14 protein-coding genes are annotated in these 16,493 nt (G+C 67.8%); 3 read left to right on the top strand and 11 right to left on the bottom strand.

Going from position 1 to position 16,493, the window contains the following annotated elements; genetic code table 11:
- The first annotated feature begins 3 nt into the window (after positions 1 to 3).
- On the top strand, positions 4 to 1,362 hold the full coding sequence (locus AC07YS_RS03285; protein WP_369646810.1) for an MATE family efflux transporter: 1,359 nt from the start codon (positions 4 to 6) through the stop codon (positions 1,360 to 1,362).
- A 16-nt stretch (positions 1,363 to 1,378) separates the two neighbouring features.
- Here AC07YS_RS03285 and phoR read toward each other — a convergent pair whose 3' ends face one another.
- From phoR to pstS, 7 genes are read right to left on the bottom strand one after another with little or no spacing between them, the layout of a single operon-like run.
- Positions 1,379 to 2,716: a phosphate regulon sensor histidine kinase PhoR gene (gene phoR / locus AC07YS_RS03280; RefSeq protein WP_495267473.1), complete on the bottom strand. Its 1,338-nt coding sequence runs from the start codon at positions 2,714 to 2,716 to the stop codon at positions 1,379 to 1,381.
- Between the two features lie 44 nt (positions 2,717 to 2,760).
- On the bottom strand, positions 2,761 to 3,453 hold the full coding sequence (phoB, locus tag AC07YS_RS03275; RefSeq protein ID WP_062473140.1) for a phosphate regulon transcriptional regulator PhoB: 693 nt from the start codon (positions 3,451 to 3,453) through the stop codon (positions 2,761 to 2,763).
- A gap of 31 nt (positions 3,454 to 3,484) precedes the next feature.
- On the bottom strand, positions 3,485 to 4,186 hold the full coding sequence (phoU, locus tag AC07YS_RS03270) for a phosphate signaling complex protein PhoU (protein ID WP_062473142.1): 702 nt from the start codon (positions 4,184 to 4,186) through the stop codon (positions 3,485 to 3,487).
- Positions 4,187 to 4,202: 16 nt separating this feature from the next.
- On the bottom strand, positions 4,203 to 4,988 hold the full coding sequence (pstB, locus tag AC07YS_RS03265; RefSeq protein ID WP_056580144.1) for a phosphate ABC transporter ATP-binding protein PstB: 786 nt from the start codon (positions 4,986 to 4,988) through the stop codon (positions 4,203 to 4,205).
- A gap of 17 nt (positions 4,989 to 5,005) precedes the next feature.
- Positions 5,006 to 5,890: a phosphate ABC transporter permease PstA gene (pstA, locus tag AC07YS_RS03260; RefSeq protein ID WP_095950235.1), complete on the bottom strand. Its 885-nt coding sequence runs from the start codon at positions 5,888 to 5,890 to the stop codon at positions 5,006 to 5,008.
- Positions 5,887 to 6,972, bottom strand: coding sequence for a phosphate ABC transporter permease subunit PstC (gene pstC / locus AC07YS_RS03255; protein WP_095745556.1), 1,086 nt, complete (start codon positions 6,970 to 6,972; stop codon positions 5,887 to 5,889). Before pstC ends, pstA begins: the two co-directional genes overlap by 4 nt.
- A 38-nt stretch (positions 6,973 to 7,010) precedes the next feature.
- Positions 7,011 to 8,045 (bottom strand): phosphate ABC transporter substrate-binding protein PstS, encoded by a 1,035-nt coding sequence (pstS, locus tag AC07YS_RS03250; protein ID WP_062473144.1) that lies wholly within the window; start codon positions 8,043 to 8,045, stop codon positions 7,011 to 7,013.
- A 249-nt stretch (positions 8,046 to 8,294) separates the two neighbouring features.
- Between pstS and AC07YS_RS03245 the strand changes: the two genes are divergently transcribed.
- Positions 8,295 to 9,815: a Ppx/GppA phosphatase family protein gene (locus tag AC07YS_RS03245; protein WP_307635620.1), complete on the top strand. Its 1,521-nt coding sequence runs from the start codon at positions 8,295 to 8,297 to the stop codon at positions 9,813 to 9,815.
- Positions 9,816 to 9,821: 6 nt separating this feature from the next.
- On the opposite strand, the gene AC07YS_RS03240 is transcribed toward AC07YS_RS03245, so the two are convergent.
- The 4 genes from AC07YS_RS03240 to AC07YS_RS03225 all read right to left on the bottom strand — a co-directional run bounded on the left by AC07YS_RS03240 (position 9,822) and on the right by AC07YS_RS03225 (position 14,633).
- A complete protein-coding gene (locus AC07YS_RS03240) occupies positions 9,822 to 10,673 on the bottom strand; it encodes a hypothetical protein (RefSeq protein WP_495267472.1) in 852 nt (283 codons plus the stop codon).
- Positions 10,674 to 10,901: 228 nt separating this feature from the next.
- Positions 10,902 to 11,363 (bottom strand): SixA phosphatase family protein, encoded by a 462-nt coding sequence (locus AC07YS_RS03235; protein ID WP_062473174.1) that lies wholly within the window; start codon positions 11,361 to 11,363, stop codon positions 10,902 to 10,904.
- A gap of 31 nt (positions 11,364 to 11,394) precedes the next feature.
- A complete protein-coding gene (ppk1, locus tag AC07YS_RS03230) occupies positions 11,395 to 13,722 on the bottom strand; it encodes a polyphosphate kinase 1 (RefSeq protein WP_493192110.1) in 2,328 nt (775 codons plus the stop codon).
- Complete coding sequence (locus AC07YS_RS03225) at positions 13,719 to 14,633, bottom strand: GNAT family N-acetyltransferase (RefSeq protein WP_062473152.1); 915 nt, start codon at positions 14,631 to 14,633, stop codon at positions 13,719 to 13,721. The genes ppk1 and AC07YS_RS03225 overlap by 4 nt, the downstream gene beginning before the upstream one ends.
- 158 nt (positions 14,634 to 14,791) lie before the next feature.
- On the opposite strand from AC07YS_RS03225, the gene AC07YS_RS03220 reads away from it, so the two are divergent.
- Entirely contained in the window at positions 14,792 to 16,468 is a 1,677-nt protein-coding gene (locus tag AC07YS_RS03220) for an FAD-dependent oxidoreductase (RefSeq protein WP_495267471.1), read from the top strand.
- The last annotated feature ends 25 nt before the right edge of the window (positions 16,469 to 16,493 follow it).

Raw genomic sequence — 16,493 nt, 5'->3', positions numbered from 1 at the left:
CCCGTGAGCAGCAGCACGCACGGGAACGAACGCGGACTCATCGCACGGCACGCCGGCACGGTGCTGATCGGCCAGCTGGCCGTGATGGCCTTCGGCGTGGCCGACACCATCATCGCGGGCCGTTATTCCGAAGGCGCGCTGGCCGCGCTGTCGGTGGGCGCCGCCATCTTTGTCAGCGTGTATGTCTCGCTGATGGGCGTGCTGCAGGCGCTGCTGCCGGTGTGGGCCGAACTGCACGGCGCCAACCGGGGCAGCGAGATCGGCCGCTCGGTGCGCCAGTCGCTCTACCTCGCAGCCATCGCCGTCGTGGTCGGCATGACCGTGCTGCTGCTGCCCGGCGCCGCGCTGCGCTGGACGCAGGTGCCCGCCGACATGCGCGGCGAGGTCGAGGCCTACCTCGCGGTGCTGGCCTTTGCGCTGGCGCCCGCCCTGCTCTTTCGCCTCTTCAGCACGCTGAACCAGAGCCTGGGCAAGCCCAAGCTCGTGACCTGGCTGCAGCTGGCCTCGCTGCTCGTGAAGCTGCCGCTGTCGGTCTGGTTCACCTTCGGCGGCGCCGGCCTGCCGGCGATGGGACTGGTGGGCTGCGCCTGGGCCACGCTGTGCGTGAACTGGGCCATGCTCGGCTGCGCGGTCTGGCTGCTGCGCCACGGCGCGTTCTACCGCGGCTACCAGCTGTGGGAACGCATCGAGGCGCCCGACTGGCGCCAGATCCGCCTGTTCGCGCGGCTGGGCGTGCCCGGCGGCCTCGCGGTGCTGGTGGAAGTGACGTCGTTCACGCTGATGGCACTCTTCATCGCGCGCCTGGGCACCGCGGCAGCGGCCGCGCACCAGATCGCCTCGAACCTGCTGGCCGTGGCCTACATGACGCCGCTGTCGCTCGCCATCGCGACCAGCGCGCGCGTGAGCTTCTGGCTCGGTGCCGGCGACAGCGCCCGGGCGCGCCATGCCTGCCGGCTGGGCTTTGAGCTCACCGCCCTGTTTGCCCTGCTCTATGCCGGCGCGATGGCCGTGTTCCGCACGCAGCTCGCCAACGTGTACTCCGACAACCCGGCCGTGATCGCGATGGCAGCGGCGCTGCTGACCACGGTGGCGCTGTATCACATCGCCGATGCGTTCCAGACGCTGTGCGTCTTCGTGCTCCGCTGCTACCGCGTGACGCTGGCACCGCTGGTCATCTACTGCGCGATGCTCTGGGGCATGGGCCTGGGCGGCAGCTACCTGCTGGCCTACCGCGGCCTGGGGCCGTGGCCGGCCATGCAGTCGCCGCTGGCCTTCTGGCTGATGAGCGCCGCGGCGCTGGCGCTCACGGCGCTGTTGTTCGTCGCGCTGCTGCGCTGGACGATGAAGGCGCGGGCCCGCTGAGGGCCACGCGGCCTGCTTACTTGGTCATCACGCGCGCTTCGCGCACCCGCGTCGCCGGGAACAGCAGCGCAAAACGGCTGCCCTTGCCCACCGTGCTCTCGATGCGCAGTTCGGTGCCGTGGCGCTGCGCAATGTGCTTCACGATCGCCAGCCCGAGCCCGGTGCCACCGGTCTCGCGCGAGCGGCTGCGGTCGATGCGATAGAAGCGCTCGGTGAGCCGCGGAATGTGCTCGGCGGCAATGCCCGGGCCCGTGTCGCGCACGGCGTATTCACCGCGCCCGTCGGGCAGCACCCGCCAGGTCACCACCACCTCACCGCCGCCGGGCGTGTAGCGGATGGCGTTGCTCACGAGGTTCGACATCGCGCTCTGCAGTTCGGTCGGCGCGCCCGACAGCTCGGACTCGGCCTCGGACGTGAACGTGAGCCGGTGTCCCTGCGGCGTGAGCCGGCCCGACAGGCCGCGCCCTTCGTCTTCGCACTGCGCAAGCAGCGCGCGCATGCGCACCCACTGGTTGCCCGATGGCGCCGCGCTGCCTTCGAGGCGCGACAGCGTCAGCAGGTCGTTCACCAGCGTTTCCATGCGATGCGACTGCTGCCCCATCAGCGACAGATAGCGTGTGCGTTCATCCGCATCGAGCGGCAGGTTCTGCAGCGTCTCGACAAAGCCCGCCAGCACCGTGAGCGGCGTGCGGATCTCGTGCGACACGTTGGCCACGAAATCGCGCCGCATCGCCTCGGCCTGCTCCAGCGCCGTGATGTCGCGCGTGAGCAGCATGCGCCGGTTGCCGGCGTAGGGATGCACCTGTACCGACAGCCGCACCGGATGGCCGCGATGCTGTGCATGCACGAGACCGGGCGCGTCGATGACGACGTCGCGGCTGTAGTTCCACGAGGCCAGGTAGGCCACGAACGCCGGGTCGCGCACGAGGTTCGCCAGGTGCTGCAGCAGGTCGCGCTCGGCATCGATGCCGAACTGCCCCGCCGCCGTCTGGTTGCACCACTCGATGCGGCCCTGCTCGTCGAGCAGCACCACGCCGTTGGGCGACGCCTGGATGGCGGCCAGGAACTCCTGCAGCCGGTCTTCGGCCTGTCGGGTCTGCTGTTCACGCTCGCGCAGCAGCTTGCGGATGCGCTCCGAGAGCTCGCCCCACACGCCCGGTCCGCGCGACGGCAGCCCGGCCGCGTCGTTGCGCAGCACGCGCAGCAGGCGTTCGGCGCGCCAGGCATCGAAGCCCAGCCAGAGCACCGCGCCCAGCCAGGCGCCCAGCCAGCCGTACTTCCAGCCAAAAAGGCCGACAGCGCCCGCCGCAATTGCGAGGGACGCTATTAAAAAAGTAGCAATACGGAAAGGCATGGCGGGCGATTATCCGCGCCCGCCGCCGAGGCTCACGGCGCTGCTCACACCGTGACTTGGGCCGTCAGCCGGTAACCCGCTCCACGAACGGTTTCCACCATCGGCGCGGCCACGCCCAGCGACTCGCGCAGGCGCTTGACATGCACGTCGACCGTGCGTTCCTCGATATAGACGTGGTCGCCCCACACCTTGTCCAGCAGCTGCGCGCGGCTGTGCACGCGCTCGGCATGCTGCATCAGGTAGGCCAGCAGCTTGAACTCGGTCGGGCCGACCTTCAGTGCTCCGCCCTGCCACGTCACGCGGTGGGTGGAGGTGTCGAGGGCCAGTTCGCCGATCTCGACGCGCTCGGTCACCACCTCGGGCGCGCGGCGGCGCAGCACAGCGCGGATGCGCGCCAGCATTTCCTGCGTGGAGAACGGCTTGGTGATGTAGTCGTCGGCCCCGGCATCGAGGCCGGCGACCTTGTCGGGCTCGTCGCCGCGCGCCGTCAGCATCAGGATCGGGATGGCCTTGGTGCGCGGGTCTTTGCGCCACTGGCGCGCGAGCTGCAGGCCGCTCTGGCCCGGCAGCATCCAATCGAGCAGGATCAGGTCCGGCAGGAAGGCGTCGATTTCACGCTGGGCGGCGGCACCGTCTTCGGACCAGATCGGCTCGAAGCCGTTGTGGCGCAGGTTGACGGCGATCAGCTCGGCGATCGAGGATTCGTCTTCGACGATCAGGACTCTTGGTTTCTTCATGCGTTATGGGGAGTCTTTGCGGCGACGGTCGTCACTGCAATGCCGACTCGATTTCCTCCATCGAAGTGTGCCGCACATCGGCGCCCTTGACGATGTAGATGATGAACTCGGCGATGTTCTTGGCGTGGTCGCCGATGCGTTCGATGGCCTTGGCCAGGAACAGCAGGTCCAGGCTGGCGGAGATGGTGCGCGGGTCTTCCATCATGTAGGTGACCAGCTTGCGCACGAAGCCGTCGAACTCCTTGTCGATGAGGTCGTCGTCCTTGAGGATCGACAGCGCGGCGGCCGTGTCCAGGCGCGCGAAGGCGTCCAGCGCGGTGCGCAGCAGGTTCGAGGCCAGGTCGGCGGCAATGCGCAGCTCGGTGGTGGGCAGCTGGCGGGCCGATCCGCTCTCGATGATCGACTTGACCATGCGCGCGATCTTGTTGGCCTCGTCGCCCACGCGCTCCAGGTTGGCGGTGGTCTTGCTGATGGCGATCAAGAGGCGCAGGTCGCGTGCCGTGGGCTGGCGACGCGCAATGATCGACGACAGCTCGCGGTCGATCTCGATCTCCATCGCGTTGACGCGATGCTCGGTCTCCATCACGCGGTCGGCGGCTTCGGCGTCGAACTGCAGCAGGGCGTACACGGCCTGGTGGATCTGCGACTCGACCATGCCGCCGAGCTCCATCACGCGCGACGAGACGCCGTTGAGTTCGCTGTCGAACTGGCTGGAAAGGTGTTTCTCGGTCATGGTGTTTCCTTTGACTTCAACCGAAGCGGCCGGTGATGTAGTCCTCGGTCTCCTTGCGCTGCGGCTTGAAGAACATCTGTTCGGTGGCACCGAACTCGATCAGGTCGCCGAGGTACATGTAGGCGGTGTAGTCGCTGCAGCGGGCGGCCTGCTGCATGTTGTGGGTCACGATGACCACGGTGTACTCGTTTTTCAGCTCGGCGATCAACTCTTCGATCTTGGCGGTCGAGATCGGGTCGAGTGCGGAGCAGGGTTCATCGAGCAGCAGCACTTCGGGCTTGATCGCGATACCGCGCGCAATGCACAGGCGTTGCTGCTGGCCACCTGAGAGGCCCGAGCCGCTTTGCTGCAGCTTGTCGCGCACTTCGGTCCACAGCGCGGCCTTCTTCAGGGCCCACTCGACGCGGTCGTCCATTTCGCTGGCCGACAGATTTTCGAACAGCTTCACGCCGAAGGCGATGTTGTCGTAGATCGACATCGGGAACGGCGTGGGCTTCTGGAACACCATGCCGACCTTGGCGCGGATCAGCGCCACATCCTGCTTGGACGTGAGCAGGTTCTCGCCGTCCAGCGCAATGGTGCCTTCGGCACGCTGCTCGGGGTACAGCTCGAACATGCGGTTGAAGGTGCGCAGCAGGGTCGACTTGCCGCAGCCCGACGGGCCGATGAAGGCCGTGACCTTGTTCTCGGGGATCTCGAGGTTGATGCCCTTGAGCGCGTGGAACTTGCCGTAGTAGAAGTTCAGGTCCTTGACCGAGATCTTCGAGCGCGACGGTTGTTGTTGTGCGACGGTGTTTGGCATGTTGGCGCCTTCTTGATTTAGTGTTTGTTGCGCGTCAGCACGCGCGCCAGGATGTTGAGGGCAAGCACGGCGACGGTGATCAGGAACACGCCGGCCCAGGCCAGTTGTTGCCAGTTCTCGTACGGGCTCATGGCGAACTTGAAGATCGTGACCGGCAGGCTGGCCATCGGCTGGCTCACGTCGGCGGTCCAGAACTGGTTGTTCAGCGCGGTGAAGAGCAGCGGCGCGGTTTCGCCGGCGATGCGGGCCACGGCCAGCAGCACGCCCGTGACCACACCCGCGCGCGCGGCGCGCAGCGTGATGCTCAGGATGACCTTCCACTTCGGCGTGCCCAGTGCGTAGGCCGCTTCACGCAGGCCCGGCGGCACCAGCTGCAGCATGTTCTCGGTGGTGCGGATCACCACCGGAATCACGATGAGCGCCAGCGACAGCGCGCCGGCCAGGCCCGAGAAGGTCTTGAAGTAGGCCACCACCACGGCGTAGACGAACAGCCCGATCACGATCGAGGGCGCCGACAGCAGGATGTCGTTGACGAAGCGCGTGATCGAGGCCAGCAGGCCCTTGGGGTTGTACTCGGCCAGGTAGATGCCGGCCATGATGCCGATGGGCGTGCCCACGAAGGTCGCCAGCATCACCATCACGAACGAACCGAAGATGGCGTTGGCGATGCCGCCCGCCTCGTTCGGCGGCGGCGTCATCTCGGTGAAGGTGGCCAGCGCCAGGCCGCCCACGCCCTGGCGCAGCGTTTCCCAGAGGATCCACACGAGCCAGAACACGCCGAACGCCATCGCGGCGAGCGACAGCGTGAGGGCGATCTTGTTGACGCGGTTGCGCGCGGCGAACTTCGCCTGGCGCGTCTCTGCCAGGGTCTTGGCGTTGATCAGGTTTTGCGCGGTGCTCACGACTTGGTTCCTTCGCTCTTCTTCATCTGGGCCAGCAGCATCTTCGAGAGCGACAGCACGACGAAGGTGATGAAGAACAGCACGAGGCCGAGGTACATCAGCGCGGCCTGGTGCAGGCCCGCGCCAGCTTCGGCGAATTCATTGGCCAGTGCCGAGGTGATGCTGTTGGCAGCCTCGAACACCGACAGGGAGTTGAGCTGGTTCATGTTGCCGATCACGAAGGTGACGGCCATGGTCTCGCCCAGTGCGCGGCCGAGGCCGAGCATGATGCCGCCGATCACGCCGGCCTTGGTGTAGGGCAGCACGACCTTGGAGACGACTTCCCAGGTGGTGGAGCCCAGGCCGTAGGCCGACTCCTTGAGCAGCGCGGGCGTCACTTCGAACACGTCGCGCATCACCGAGGCGATGAACGGAATGATCATGATCGCCAGGATGATGCCGGCCGACAGGATGCCGATGCCCACGGGCGGGCCGGACACCAGGGCACCGAGGTACGGCACGCCAGCCAGCAGCTTTTGCAGCGGCTGCTGCACCCAGGTGGAAAGAATGGGGCCGAAGACCAGCAGGCCCCACATGCCGTACACGATGGACGGCACGGCAGCCAGCAGCTCGATGGCGGTGCCCAGCGGGCGCTTGAGCCAGTTGGGCGAGAGTTCGGTCAGGAACAGCGCGATGCCGAAGCTCACCGGCACGGCGATCACCAGCGCGATGAACGAGGTGGCCAGCGTGCCGTAGATCATCACCAGGCCGCCGTACTCGTCCTTCACCGGGTCCCACACGCTGCTCGTGAGGAAGCCGAGGCCGTACTTCGAAATGGCGGGCCAGGCGCCGGCAACCAGCGACAGCAGGATGCCGATCAGCATCGCGAGCGTCAGCAGCGCGGCGCCCTTGGCGGCCCAGCCGAAGAGGCGGTCGGCCATGGGGCCGGAACGGGCCGCCTTGACGGGCGGCGGAGGAGCGGCGGAGGTGCGCGCGCGCTCGGCCGCGAGGTCGAGGGAGGCGGCAGCAGCGGGGAAGGTGGATGACACGGGTCGCTCCGGCAAAGACGAAAGCGGCGCGTCCTGGAGCGAAGAGTTGCTCATGGGCGCGCCGTCCTGGAGGGTGGATGAAGGGTTGCTTCTTACTTGAACGCGACCGGCTTGCCCGATGCGTCCTTCACTTCACCCCATGCCTTGGCAATGGTGGCCTTCACGGCGTCGGGCATCGGCACGTAGTCCAGCTCGTCGGCCGTCTTGTCGCCGCCCTTGTAGGCCCAGTCGAAGAACTTCAGCACGGTGGTGGCGCTGGCGGGCTTGTCCTGCACCTTGTGCATCAGGATGAAGGTGGCGCCGGTGATGGGCCACGAATCCTTGCCGGCCTGGTTGGTCAGCACCTGGTAGAAGCTCTTGTTCCAGTCGGCACCGGCGGCAGCGGCCTTGAAGGCGCTGTCGTCGGGCGAGACGAACGTGCCCGCTGCGTTCTGCAGCTGCGCGTAGGTCATCTTGTTCTGCTTGACGTAGGCGTACTCGACGTAGCCGATCGAGTTGGGCAGGCGGTTCACGAAAGCGGCGACGCCTTCGTTGCCCTTGCCACCCGCGCCGGTGGGCCAGTTCACGGCCGTGCCTTCGCCGACCTTGCTCTTCCACTCGGCGTTGACCTTGCTCAGGTAGTTGGTGAACAGGAAGCTGGTGCCCGAACCGTCGGCGCGGCGAACCGGGGCGATGGCGGCGTCAGGCAGGGCCAGCGACGCGTTCAGAGCCTTGATGGCGGGGTCGTTCCACTTGGTGATCTTGCCCAGGTAGATGTCGCCCAGCACCTGGCCGTTGAGCTTCAGCTCGCCCGGCTTGATGCCGGGGATGTTCACCACGGGGATCACGCCGCCGATGACGGTGGGGAACTGCATCAGGCCCTTGGCTTGCAGTTCGTCGTCCTTCAGGGGAGCGTCCGAAGCGCCGAAATCGACGGTCTTGGCTTCGATCTGCTTCAGGCCGGCACCCGAGCCGACCGACTGGTAGTTGATCTTGACGCCGGTGGCCTTGTTGAAATCGGAAGCCCACTTGGCGTACAGCGGTGCGGGGAAGCTGGCGCCGGCGCCGGTCACGTCTTGTGCGAAGGCGGAAATGGAGAACAGCGCGGTCACGAGGCCGGCGGTTGCAAATTTGAACGTCGTTTTCATAAAGCTTCCTTGAGAAGTAAGAAGTAGTCCCTTTGGGGGCTCGAACGGACTCTAAAAAGCTTTTGTGACATCGATGTGACACCCCTTCTGTCGAGGGAAAATGCCGCTGCGCCACCCCTGCTGTGTGTGACGCTGTCACACAACCGTCATTCACCCCGCCTAACCTCCAGCCCTCGCCGTGACGTGACTTGGGAGGCGGCGCCTGCTGTCACGGCGCTACGATCAGAGAACCGCCCTCTTCACTACAACATGCAAAACGGCACCCGCCTCGCAGCGGTCGATCTCGGCTCGAACAGCTTCAGGCTGGAAATCGGCCAGGTCGACCACGGACAGATCCACCGCACCGAGTACCTCAAGGAAACCGTGCGCCAGGGCAATGGCCTGGACAGCGCCCGCAACCTCACGACCGAAGCCATGCAGCGCGGCTGGGACGCCCTCGCCCGCTTCGGCGAGCGGCTGGCCGGCTTCAAGCGCTCGCAGGTGCGCGCCGTGGCCACGCAGACCTTGCGCGAAGCGCGCAACCGCGAAGAGTTCCTGTTGCGCGCGCGCACCATCCTGGGCTTCGGCATCGACGTGATCCCCGGCCGGGAAGAAGCCCGCCTGATCTACCAGGGCGTGGCACACCACCTGCCGCACACCGACGCCTCCGACCAGGAACGCCGCCTCGTCATCGACATCGGCGGGCGCTCCACCGAAATGATCATCGGCCACGCCCTCGAGGCCGAGCGCATGGAGTCGTACCGCGTGGGCAGCGTCGCCTGGTCGATGAAGCATTTCGGCGAAGGCCAGTTCACCGCCCCCGCCTTCCGCGCCGCCGAAGTCGCGGCCAAGGCCGTGCTGGACGACGCGCTCTCCAGCTACACGCGCGACCAGTGGGACGTCGCCTACGGCGCCTCCGGCACCATCGGCGCGGTGGGCGACGTGCTCGCTGCCGCCGGCGGCGAGGCTGGCCTCGTCACGCGCGAGGGCCTCGACTGGCTGCTCGACCGCCTGCTCAAGGCCGGCAGCATCGACAAGCTGCGCATCGACGGCATGCGCGAAGACCGCAAGGCCGTGATCGGCGGCGGCCTGAGCGTGCTGCGCGCGGTGTTCGACCTGCTCGACATCCAGGAAATGAAGGTCGCCCAGGGCGCCCTGCGCCACGGCGTGCTCTACGAGTTGCTCGAACGCGACGAGAGCGTGGCCGACATGCGCAGCGCCACGGTGACCCGGCTCGCCACCCGCTTCGCGGTCGATCCGGCCCAGGCCAAGCGCGTGAGCGACACCGCCGCCGCGCTGTTCGTGCAGCTGGCTCCCGCCGCGCGCGGCGGCAGCACCTCGAGCCGCGCCGGCCGCGCATTGCGCAAGCTCGGCTGGGCCGCGCAGTTGCACGAGATCGGCGCGCTGGTCTCGCACAGCGACTACCACAAGCACGGCGCCTACATCCTCGACAACACCGACGCGCCGGGCTTCGCGGTGAACGAACTGCATGCCCTCGGCCAGCTGGTGCTGGGCCAGCGCGGCAAGCTGCGCAAGCTCGAAGCCTCGCTGGACGACGAGACCTTCGTGATGCAGCTTCTGGCGCTGCGCCTGGCGGTGATCCTGTGCCACGCGCGCCGCGACCCCGAGCCGCAGGCGCTGAACCTCGCGGCACTCGGTGCCAGGGCCTTCACGATCGCCTGCGCGCCCGACTGGGCCGAGATGTACCCGCAGTCGGCGCACCTCCTGCGCGAGGAAGTGCTGGCCTGGCAAAAGACCGGCAACTGGCGCGTGGAACTCAGCGGCGCCTGAGCCGTTTCACTTCGTGTCGATGCCGGCCGTCTGCGTGACTGCCGCAGCGCCGGCCTTGCGCGGCTCGTCTTCCCCGAACAGGCTGACATAGGCCGGCTGCACGATCTGGTCGAGCCCGCGCTTCAACCCTTCGCGAGCGCCTGCGGTGTCCTTGAGCAGGCCGTCGTACAGGAGATAGGTCGGCTCGCTCACGTCGGCGACCTGCAACGTCTGGCCCACGACGGACTGCTTCTCGTCCCTGAGCAACTGCTCCACCCAGACGTACGGCTTGAAGCTCGACGTCGCATCGGCCGCGCCATAGGACGTCGTGATCCGCAAGATCAGTGTGCTGTAGCCGGGCGTCGGCTGGAGTTCCTGCACCTGCATCTGCGCGTGCTCTCCGGTCGCGCGGAAGAAAGGCGTCAGCTTCACCTCGCGGCCACTGTCCCGCAGGCGCGCCGCCAGTCGCTCCGCGAACTGCCTGTTCAGCCCCATGGTCACTCCGCTGTTCTTCACTGCGGCCGTGAACTCCTTGCTGCGCTGGTCGGTCCGGGCGGCCATCGTCAGTCGGCTGTTGGTATCGACGGAGATGGCCACCAGTGCAGCGAGGGGTCCCAGAAACCCTGCGAAGCCCGTCAGCCCCGACCCGCCGCCATCCGTGACGATCAGTTGGTCTTCCTGGTTGTAGATGAGCTCGACCTTCTCGATCGACCGGGCGACATCGTGACGGGTCGGCGCCACAGGCGCGGCGGTGTTCGTCGCGCACCCCGACAGCAGGGCTGCGGCAACAAGCAGAAAAAACAGCGCCTTCAACCGCACGTCCGCGTCTGCACGCAGCATGTTCATGAAGCTTCCTGGCAGTGTGTTGAGCGGTTTCATGCGTCTTCCCCAGTGATGTGGTCGACCGGCACCGCTTCTTTCCCGCATCGGCGTCAAAAGCACGCTGCCGTGGAGTCACACTGTAGAAATTGCGCCGCGCGCGCGCATGAGTGCTTCGCCCCTTTTTCCGGGAGACAAGCGCCCTGCCAGCTCTGCCCGCAACCGTGACAAAGCGCCTGTCCGCAAGCGCCAGGCAGGGGTATTCGCAGCGGAGGACCGCTGTAGCAGCTAGAGAAGCTCGGGCGCCTGCACCGTCACCACGACGGTCTGCACGTCGCCGTCGCGCTCGCGGGTGCGGATCCACCACAGCGAGCCCTTGCGCACCGGGCAGCTGTCCTGCTTCAGGCCGAGCAGCATCGAGATGGCCTGGCCCAGCGAGGGCTGGTGACCGATCACCAGCACCACCGACTTGCCGTTGGGCCAGCCCGTGGCGGCCAGCAGTGCGTCGGGGGTGGTGTCGGGCGACAGCTCGGAGCGCAGCTTGTACTTGCGGCCCAGCGCGAGCGCGGTCTGCTCGCAGCGGCGCGCCGGGCTGCACACGATGCGCGTGCCGTCGGGCAGCTGCCGGTCGAGCCAGGTGGCCATGCGCTTGGCTTGCTTTTCGCCGCGCGGGGTGAGCGAGCGCTGCATGTCGTCACACCCTTCGGTCCAGTCCTCGGCTTCGGCGTGACGCCAGAAGATCAAGTCCATGCTCATCGTCTTTCGAACTTCTTCTTCAATTTCAATTGCCGGACGCATCACGGTGGTTTCCTCGTGATGCATAGCGGCCCATCAAGGCGGCCTGGGCGCCATGCGCTTCGATCGCGGGGGACGCACCCGCCTCGCCGGGGTGCGTGTCATGGTCGACACGCCGGTAGATGCCGTCGCCGCCCAGGTCCCAGGCGTCGCGCCCATCGTGCAGGTAAGCCACCAGGCACTCGTCGATGAGGCGCTGGCGCAGGTTGGGGTCGGTCACGGGCCAGGCCAGCTCGATGCGCCGCATCATGTTGCGGTTCATCCAGTCGGCGCTCGACAGGTACAGCGACTCGTCTTCGCCATGGCGGAAATAGAACACCCGCGAATGCTCGAGGAAACGCCCGATCACCGAGCGCACGCGCACGTTGTCGGTGAGCCCCGGCACCTGCGCCGGCAGCGTGCAGGCGCCGCGCACGATGAGGTCGATCTTCACGCCCTTCTGCCCCGCGCGGATGAGCGCGCCGATGATCTCCTCGTCGGTCAACGCGTTCATCTTGGCGACGATGCGCGTGGGCTCGCCGCTGGCGGCGGCCTGTCCGAGCGCATCGATGCGCGCGACCAGGTTCTTGTGCAGGTCGAAGGGCGCGAGCCACATGCGGTTGAGCTTGGGCAGGCGGCTCTGGCTGGCCATGTGCACGAACACGGCCTCCATGTCGGCCGTGAGCGCCGGGTCGGCCGTGAGGTGGCTGATGTCGGTGTACAGCCGCGCCGTGCGCGGGTTGTAGTTGCCGGTGGACAGGTGGCCGTAGCGGCGCAGCTGCTTGCCCTCGCGGCGCGTCACCAGCAGCATCTTGGCGTGGGTCTTCAGGCCCACCACGCCGTACACCACCTGCGCGCCGATCGACTCGAGCATCTCGGCCCAGTTGATGTTGGCCTCTTCGTCGAAGCGCGCCTTCAGCTCGACCACCACCGTCACTTCCTTGCCGCGGCGCACGGCTTCGCGCAGCAGGTCCATGAGCTCGGAGTCGGCGCCGGTGCGGTAGATGGTCTGCTTGATCGCCAGCACCTGCGGGTCGAGCACCGACTCGCGCAGGAACGCGAGCACGCCGTCGAAGCTCTCGAAGGGCTGGTGGATCAGCACGTCGCCGCGCTGCAGCCGCTCGAAGAACGACTGGGCGGGCGACAGCGTGACGGGGAACGACGGCGCGTACGGAGGAAAGCGCAGCTGCGGCTCGCCGATCAGGTCGATGAGCTGCGTGAGCCGCGCCAGGTTCACTGGGCCGTGCACGCGGTACAGCGCCTGCGGCGGCAGGTTGAACTGCGCCAGCAGGAAGCTCGCGAGCGATTCGGCGCAGCTGGCCGACACCTCCAGCCGCACGGCCTGGCCGTAGTGGCGGTGCTGCAGGCCCTGGCGCAGCGCGGTGCGCAGGTTCTTGACGTCTTCCTCGTCGACCGCGAGGTCGGAGTGGCGCGTGACGCGGAACTGCGAGAAGTCGCCCACCTCGCGGCCCGGGAACATGCTGGCCAGGTGCGCGCGCACCACGCTCGACAGCGCCACGAACAGCGTCTTGCCGTCCGACACCTTGGCCGGCATCTTGATCAGGCGCGGCAGCACGCGCGGCAGCTTGACGATCTGGATCGGGTTCTCGCGGCCGAAGGCGTCCTTGCCGCCCAGGCGCACGATGAAGTTCAGCGACTTGTTCGCCACCTGCGGGAACGGGTGCGCCGGGTCGAGCCCCACGGGGATCAGCAGCGGGCGCACTTCGCGCTCGAAATACTCGCTGACCCACTTGCGCTGGGCCGGGTTGCGTTCGCCGTGCGACACGATATGGATGCCGTGTGTGGCAAAGGTCGGCATCAGCTCGTCGTTGTACAGCGCGTACTGGCGCGCCACGAGCGCATGGGCCGCTTCGGACAGGCGTTCGAAAGACTCGACCGTGTAGGTGCCCTTGCGATCACCGGCGCTGCCCGCGCTCAGGTGCGGCGCGGCACGGACTTCGAAGAACTCGTCGAGGTTCGACGACACGATGCACAGGTAGCGCAGCCGTTCGATCAGCGGCACTTCGGGCCGGTGGGCCCAGTCGAGCACGCGCTCGTTGAACGAGAGGATGCTGTGGTCGCGGTCCAGCAACGCGAACGAAGGCGCTTCGCCGGCACGCGACGGGTCAGCGGAGAGGGAGGGCATGGGCACGGATTCTGGAGCAAGCGGCACGGGAGAACACGACGGCTGAAATATGACAGTGTCAACTTCGTCCGTGACAGTTCCATGACATTCGCGTGACGCACCCTGTCCCACAGAGAGCGAACCTGACACATTCGGCGACAGCGAAGCAGCGTGCGGCCCGGCGTCGGGCCGGATGGCCGCCGGCTTCATGCGCCGAGGAAGTGCTTGCGGTAGCGCGCCGGCAGGTCGTCGATGCGCATCAGCATCGGCAGGTCGGCGGTGTTGAAGTCGGGGTCCCAGGCCGGTGCGCCGAGCACCTTGGCGCCCAGGCGCAGGTAACCCTTGATGAGCGCAGGCGGTTCCACGTCGAGCGCGCTGTCGAGCCGTTCGACCGGCAGCGGCAGGCGCGGCTGCACCTGGTATTGAATGGGCGCGAGGTGGCTGGCCGAGAGCTGGCGCCAGATGCTGGCCGCCGCGTCGCCGCTGGTCACGCCGTTGTGCGACATCGGGATGCTCGCGCAACCGATCATGGTGTCGAGCTTGTTGCGGTGCATGAAGCCGGCCAGCGCGCCCCACAGCGCGAGGATCACGCCGCCCTGGCGGTGTTCGGCGTGCACGCAGCTCCGGCCCAGCTCGACCATGCGCTCGCGCAGGTCGCGCAGGCGGGTCAGGTCGAATTCGGTGTCGCTGTAGGTGCTGCCGACGCGGCGCGCCTGCGCGGGGGTCAGCACGCGGTAGGTGCCGATGACCTGGCCGGTGAGTTCGTCGCGCACCAGCAGGTGTTCGCAGAAGTCGTCGAACAGATCGATGTCGTGGCCGGCCAGCGGCGTGGTCAGGCGCGCGCCCATCTCGCCGACGAACACGTCGTGACGCAGGCGTTGCGCGGCGCGCACGTCATCCAGATGACGCGCCCAGCTCACCGTGATGCCCGGCTTGGCTTCGACGACCGGCGGCACGATGACGGCCAGCGGCGCCTCGGGCACCGCCGTGCGGGTGGCCAGTGCGGCGACGGTGGCGGCAGCGGCGGCAACGGCGGGGGTTCCGGCCGCGGGTGCGGGCCACAAGGCTGCGCGCAGTCCGAGCTGCGAGAGCGGAAACGTCGGGTTCGGCAGTTCTTTCATGGGAAATCCCTTTCTGCTGACCGAGTCTGGACACGCGCAATGAAACCGGCATGTCAGCGGCGTGGCAGACACATGACGTTGTTACATCGCGCGTCAGCGTCGCTTTGGCGCCGCTTCGGCGTCTAATGCGGGGCATTCGCGACACGGAGTTCGACCCCATGGCCACCGACGCACCAGGCGCCAACAGCCGCCTGCACCAGACTTTCCCCGTCCTCAGTGACGCCGAGATGGCACGCATCGCCAGCTTCGGCAGCGTGCAGCGCTTTGCGCGCGGCGAGCGCCTGTTCACCGCCGGCGAGACCGGCGCCGGCATGTTCGTGCTGCTCAAGGGCGTGGTCGCCGTCACGCAGCGCGACGGCCTCGGCCATGTGGTGCCGATCGCACGCCAGGGGCCGGGCGAATTCCTTGCCGAGGTCGGCCAGCTGAGCGGGCGCCCTGCCCTGGTCGACGGGCATGCCGACGAAGAAGTCGAGGCGCTGGTCGTGCCGCCGGACCGCCTGCGCGCGCTGCTGGTGGCCGAGGCCGACCTGGGCGAGCGCATCACCCGCGCGCTGATCCTGCGGCGCGTGGCGCTGATCGAATCGGGCGCGGCCGGGCCGGTGCTGATCGGGCGGCCCGACTCGCCCGAAATGGCGCGGCTGGAGAACTTCCTGCGCCGCAACGGCCATCCCTATCACTTGGTCGATGCAGCCGCCGACGCCGATGCCGCCGCCCTGCTCGCCCAATACGGTCCCGACAAATTACTGGCTGTCTGCCCCGACGGCTCGGTGCTGGTCAACCCGAGCGACGAAGGCCTTGCGCGCTGCCTCGGCATGGTCGACACCGCGGCGCGCGACGAGCTCTACGACGTGGCCGTGGTCGGCGCCGGGCCGGCTGGCCTCGCGACCGCCGTGTATGCGGCCTCCGAAGGGCTGCGCGTGATCGTGCTCGACTGCCGTGCCTTCGGCGGACAGGCCGGCGCCAGCGCGCGCATCGAGAACTACCTGGGTTTTCCGACCGGCATCTCGGGGCAGGCCCTGGCGGGCCGCGCGTTCGTGCAGGCGCAGAAGTTCGGCGTCGAGATGCTGATCCCGGCGCAGGTCGCGGCGCTCGACTGCTCGCGCGAGAACGCGCGGGACAGCCTCGCGCTGAAACTCACCGATGGCCGCACGATCAGCGCGCGCACGGTGGTCATCGCGAGCGGCGCGCGCTACCGCCGCCCCGGCGTGCCGCGCTTGGCCGAGTTCGAAGGCCGCGGCATCTGGTACTGGGCCTCGGCCATCGAAGCCAAGATCTGCGCGCAGCAGGAAGTGGCGCTGGTGGGCGGCGGCAACTCGGCCGGCCAGGCGGCGGTGTTCCTGTCGCGCCATGCGGCCAAGGTCAACGTGCTGGTGCGCGGGCCGTCGCTGGCGGCCAGCATGTCGCGCTACCTCATCGACCGCATCGAGGCCACGCCCAACATCTCGCTGCAACCGCACACCGAGCTCGTGCGGCTGCATGGCGCGCCCGAAGAAGGCCTGACCGGCGCCACGTGGCGCTGCCACACCTCGGGCCAGGAGCACGACTGCCCCGCACGCAACATCTTCCTGTTCGTCGGCGCGGAGCCCGAGACCTCATGGCTCGACGGCTGCGGCGTGTCGGTCGACAAGCACGGCTTCGTGCTGACCGGCGCGGCGGCGAGCAGCGGCTTTCCGGCGCGCCCCGCCACGGCCCTCGAATCGAGCGTGTCGGGCGTGTTCGCGGTGGGCGATGTGCGCTCGGGCTCGGTCAAGCGCGTGGGCGGCGCGATCGGCGAAGGCGCCGCGGTGGTGGCGCTCATTCACCAGCACCTGTCGTCGGCCTCGGCCGTGGCTTGAATCTTTCTTCTTGTCCTGAGACATC

Source organism: Variovorax sp. GW458-11-26-14-LB1 (assembly GCF_059423965.1).
This window is presented reverse-complemented; position numbering and strand designations above follow the sequence as displayed.

Bases quoted from the DNA above. Each gene is read 5' to 3' on its own strand.
- phoR (WP_495267473.1), bottom strand. From the start codon at position 2,716: ATGCCTTTCCGTATTGCTACTTTTTTAATAGCGTCCCTCGCAATTGCG.
- phoB (WP_062473140.1), bottom strand. From the start codon at position 3,453: ATGAAGAAACCAAGAGTCCTGATCGTCGAAGACGAATCCTCGATCGCC.
- phoU (WP_062473142.1), bottom strand. From the start codon at position 4,186: ATGACCGAGAAACACCTTTCCAGCCAGTTCGACAGCGAACTCAACGGC.
- pstB (WP_056580144.1), bottom strand. From the start codon at position 4,988: ATGCCAAACACCGTCGCACAACAACAACCGTCGCGCTCGAAGATCTCG.
- pstC (WP_095745556.1), bottom strand. From the start codon at position 6,972: ATGAGCAACTCTTCGCTCCAGGACGCGCCGCTTTCGTCTTTGCCGGAG.
- pstS (WP_062473144.1), bottom strand. From the start codon at position 8,045: ATGAAAACGACGTTCAAATTTGCAACCGCCGGCCTCGTGACCGCGCTG.
- AC07YS_RS03245 (WP_307635620.1), top strand. From the start codon at position 8,295: ATGCAAAACGGCACCCGCCTCGCAGCGGTCGATCTCGGCTCGAACAGC.
- AC07YS_RS03240 (WP_495267472.1), bottom strand. From the start codon at position 10,673: ATGAAACCGCTCAACACACTGCCAGGAAGCTTCATGAACATGCTGCGT.
- AC07YS_RS03235 (WP_062473174.1), bottom strand. From the start codon at position 11,363: ATGGACTTGATCTTCTGGCGTCACGCCGAAGCCGAGGACTGGACCGAA.
- ppk1 (WP_493192110.1), bottom strand. From the start codon at position 13,722: ATGAAGCCGGCGGCCATCCGGCCCGACGCCGGGCCGCACGCTGCTTCG.
- AC07YS_RS03225 (WP_062473152.1), bottom strand. From the start codon at position 14,633: ATGAAAGAACTGCCGAACCCGACGTTTCCGCTCTCGCAGCTCGGACTG.
- AC07YS_RS03220 (WP_495267471.1), top strand. From the start codon at position 14,792: ATGGCCACCGACGCACCAGGCGCCAACAGCCGCCTGCACCAGACTTTC.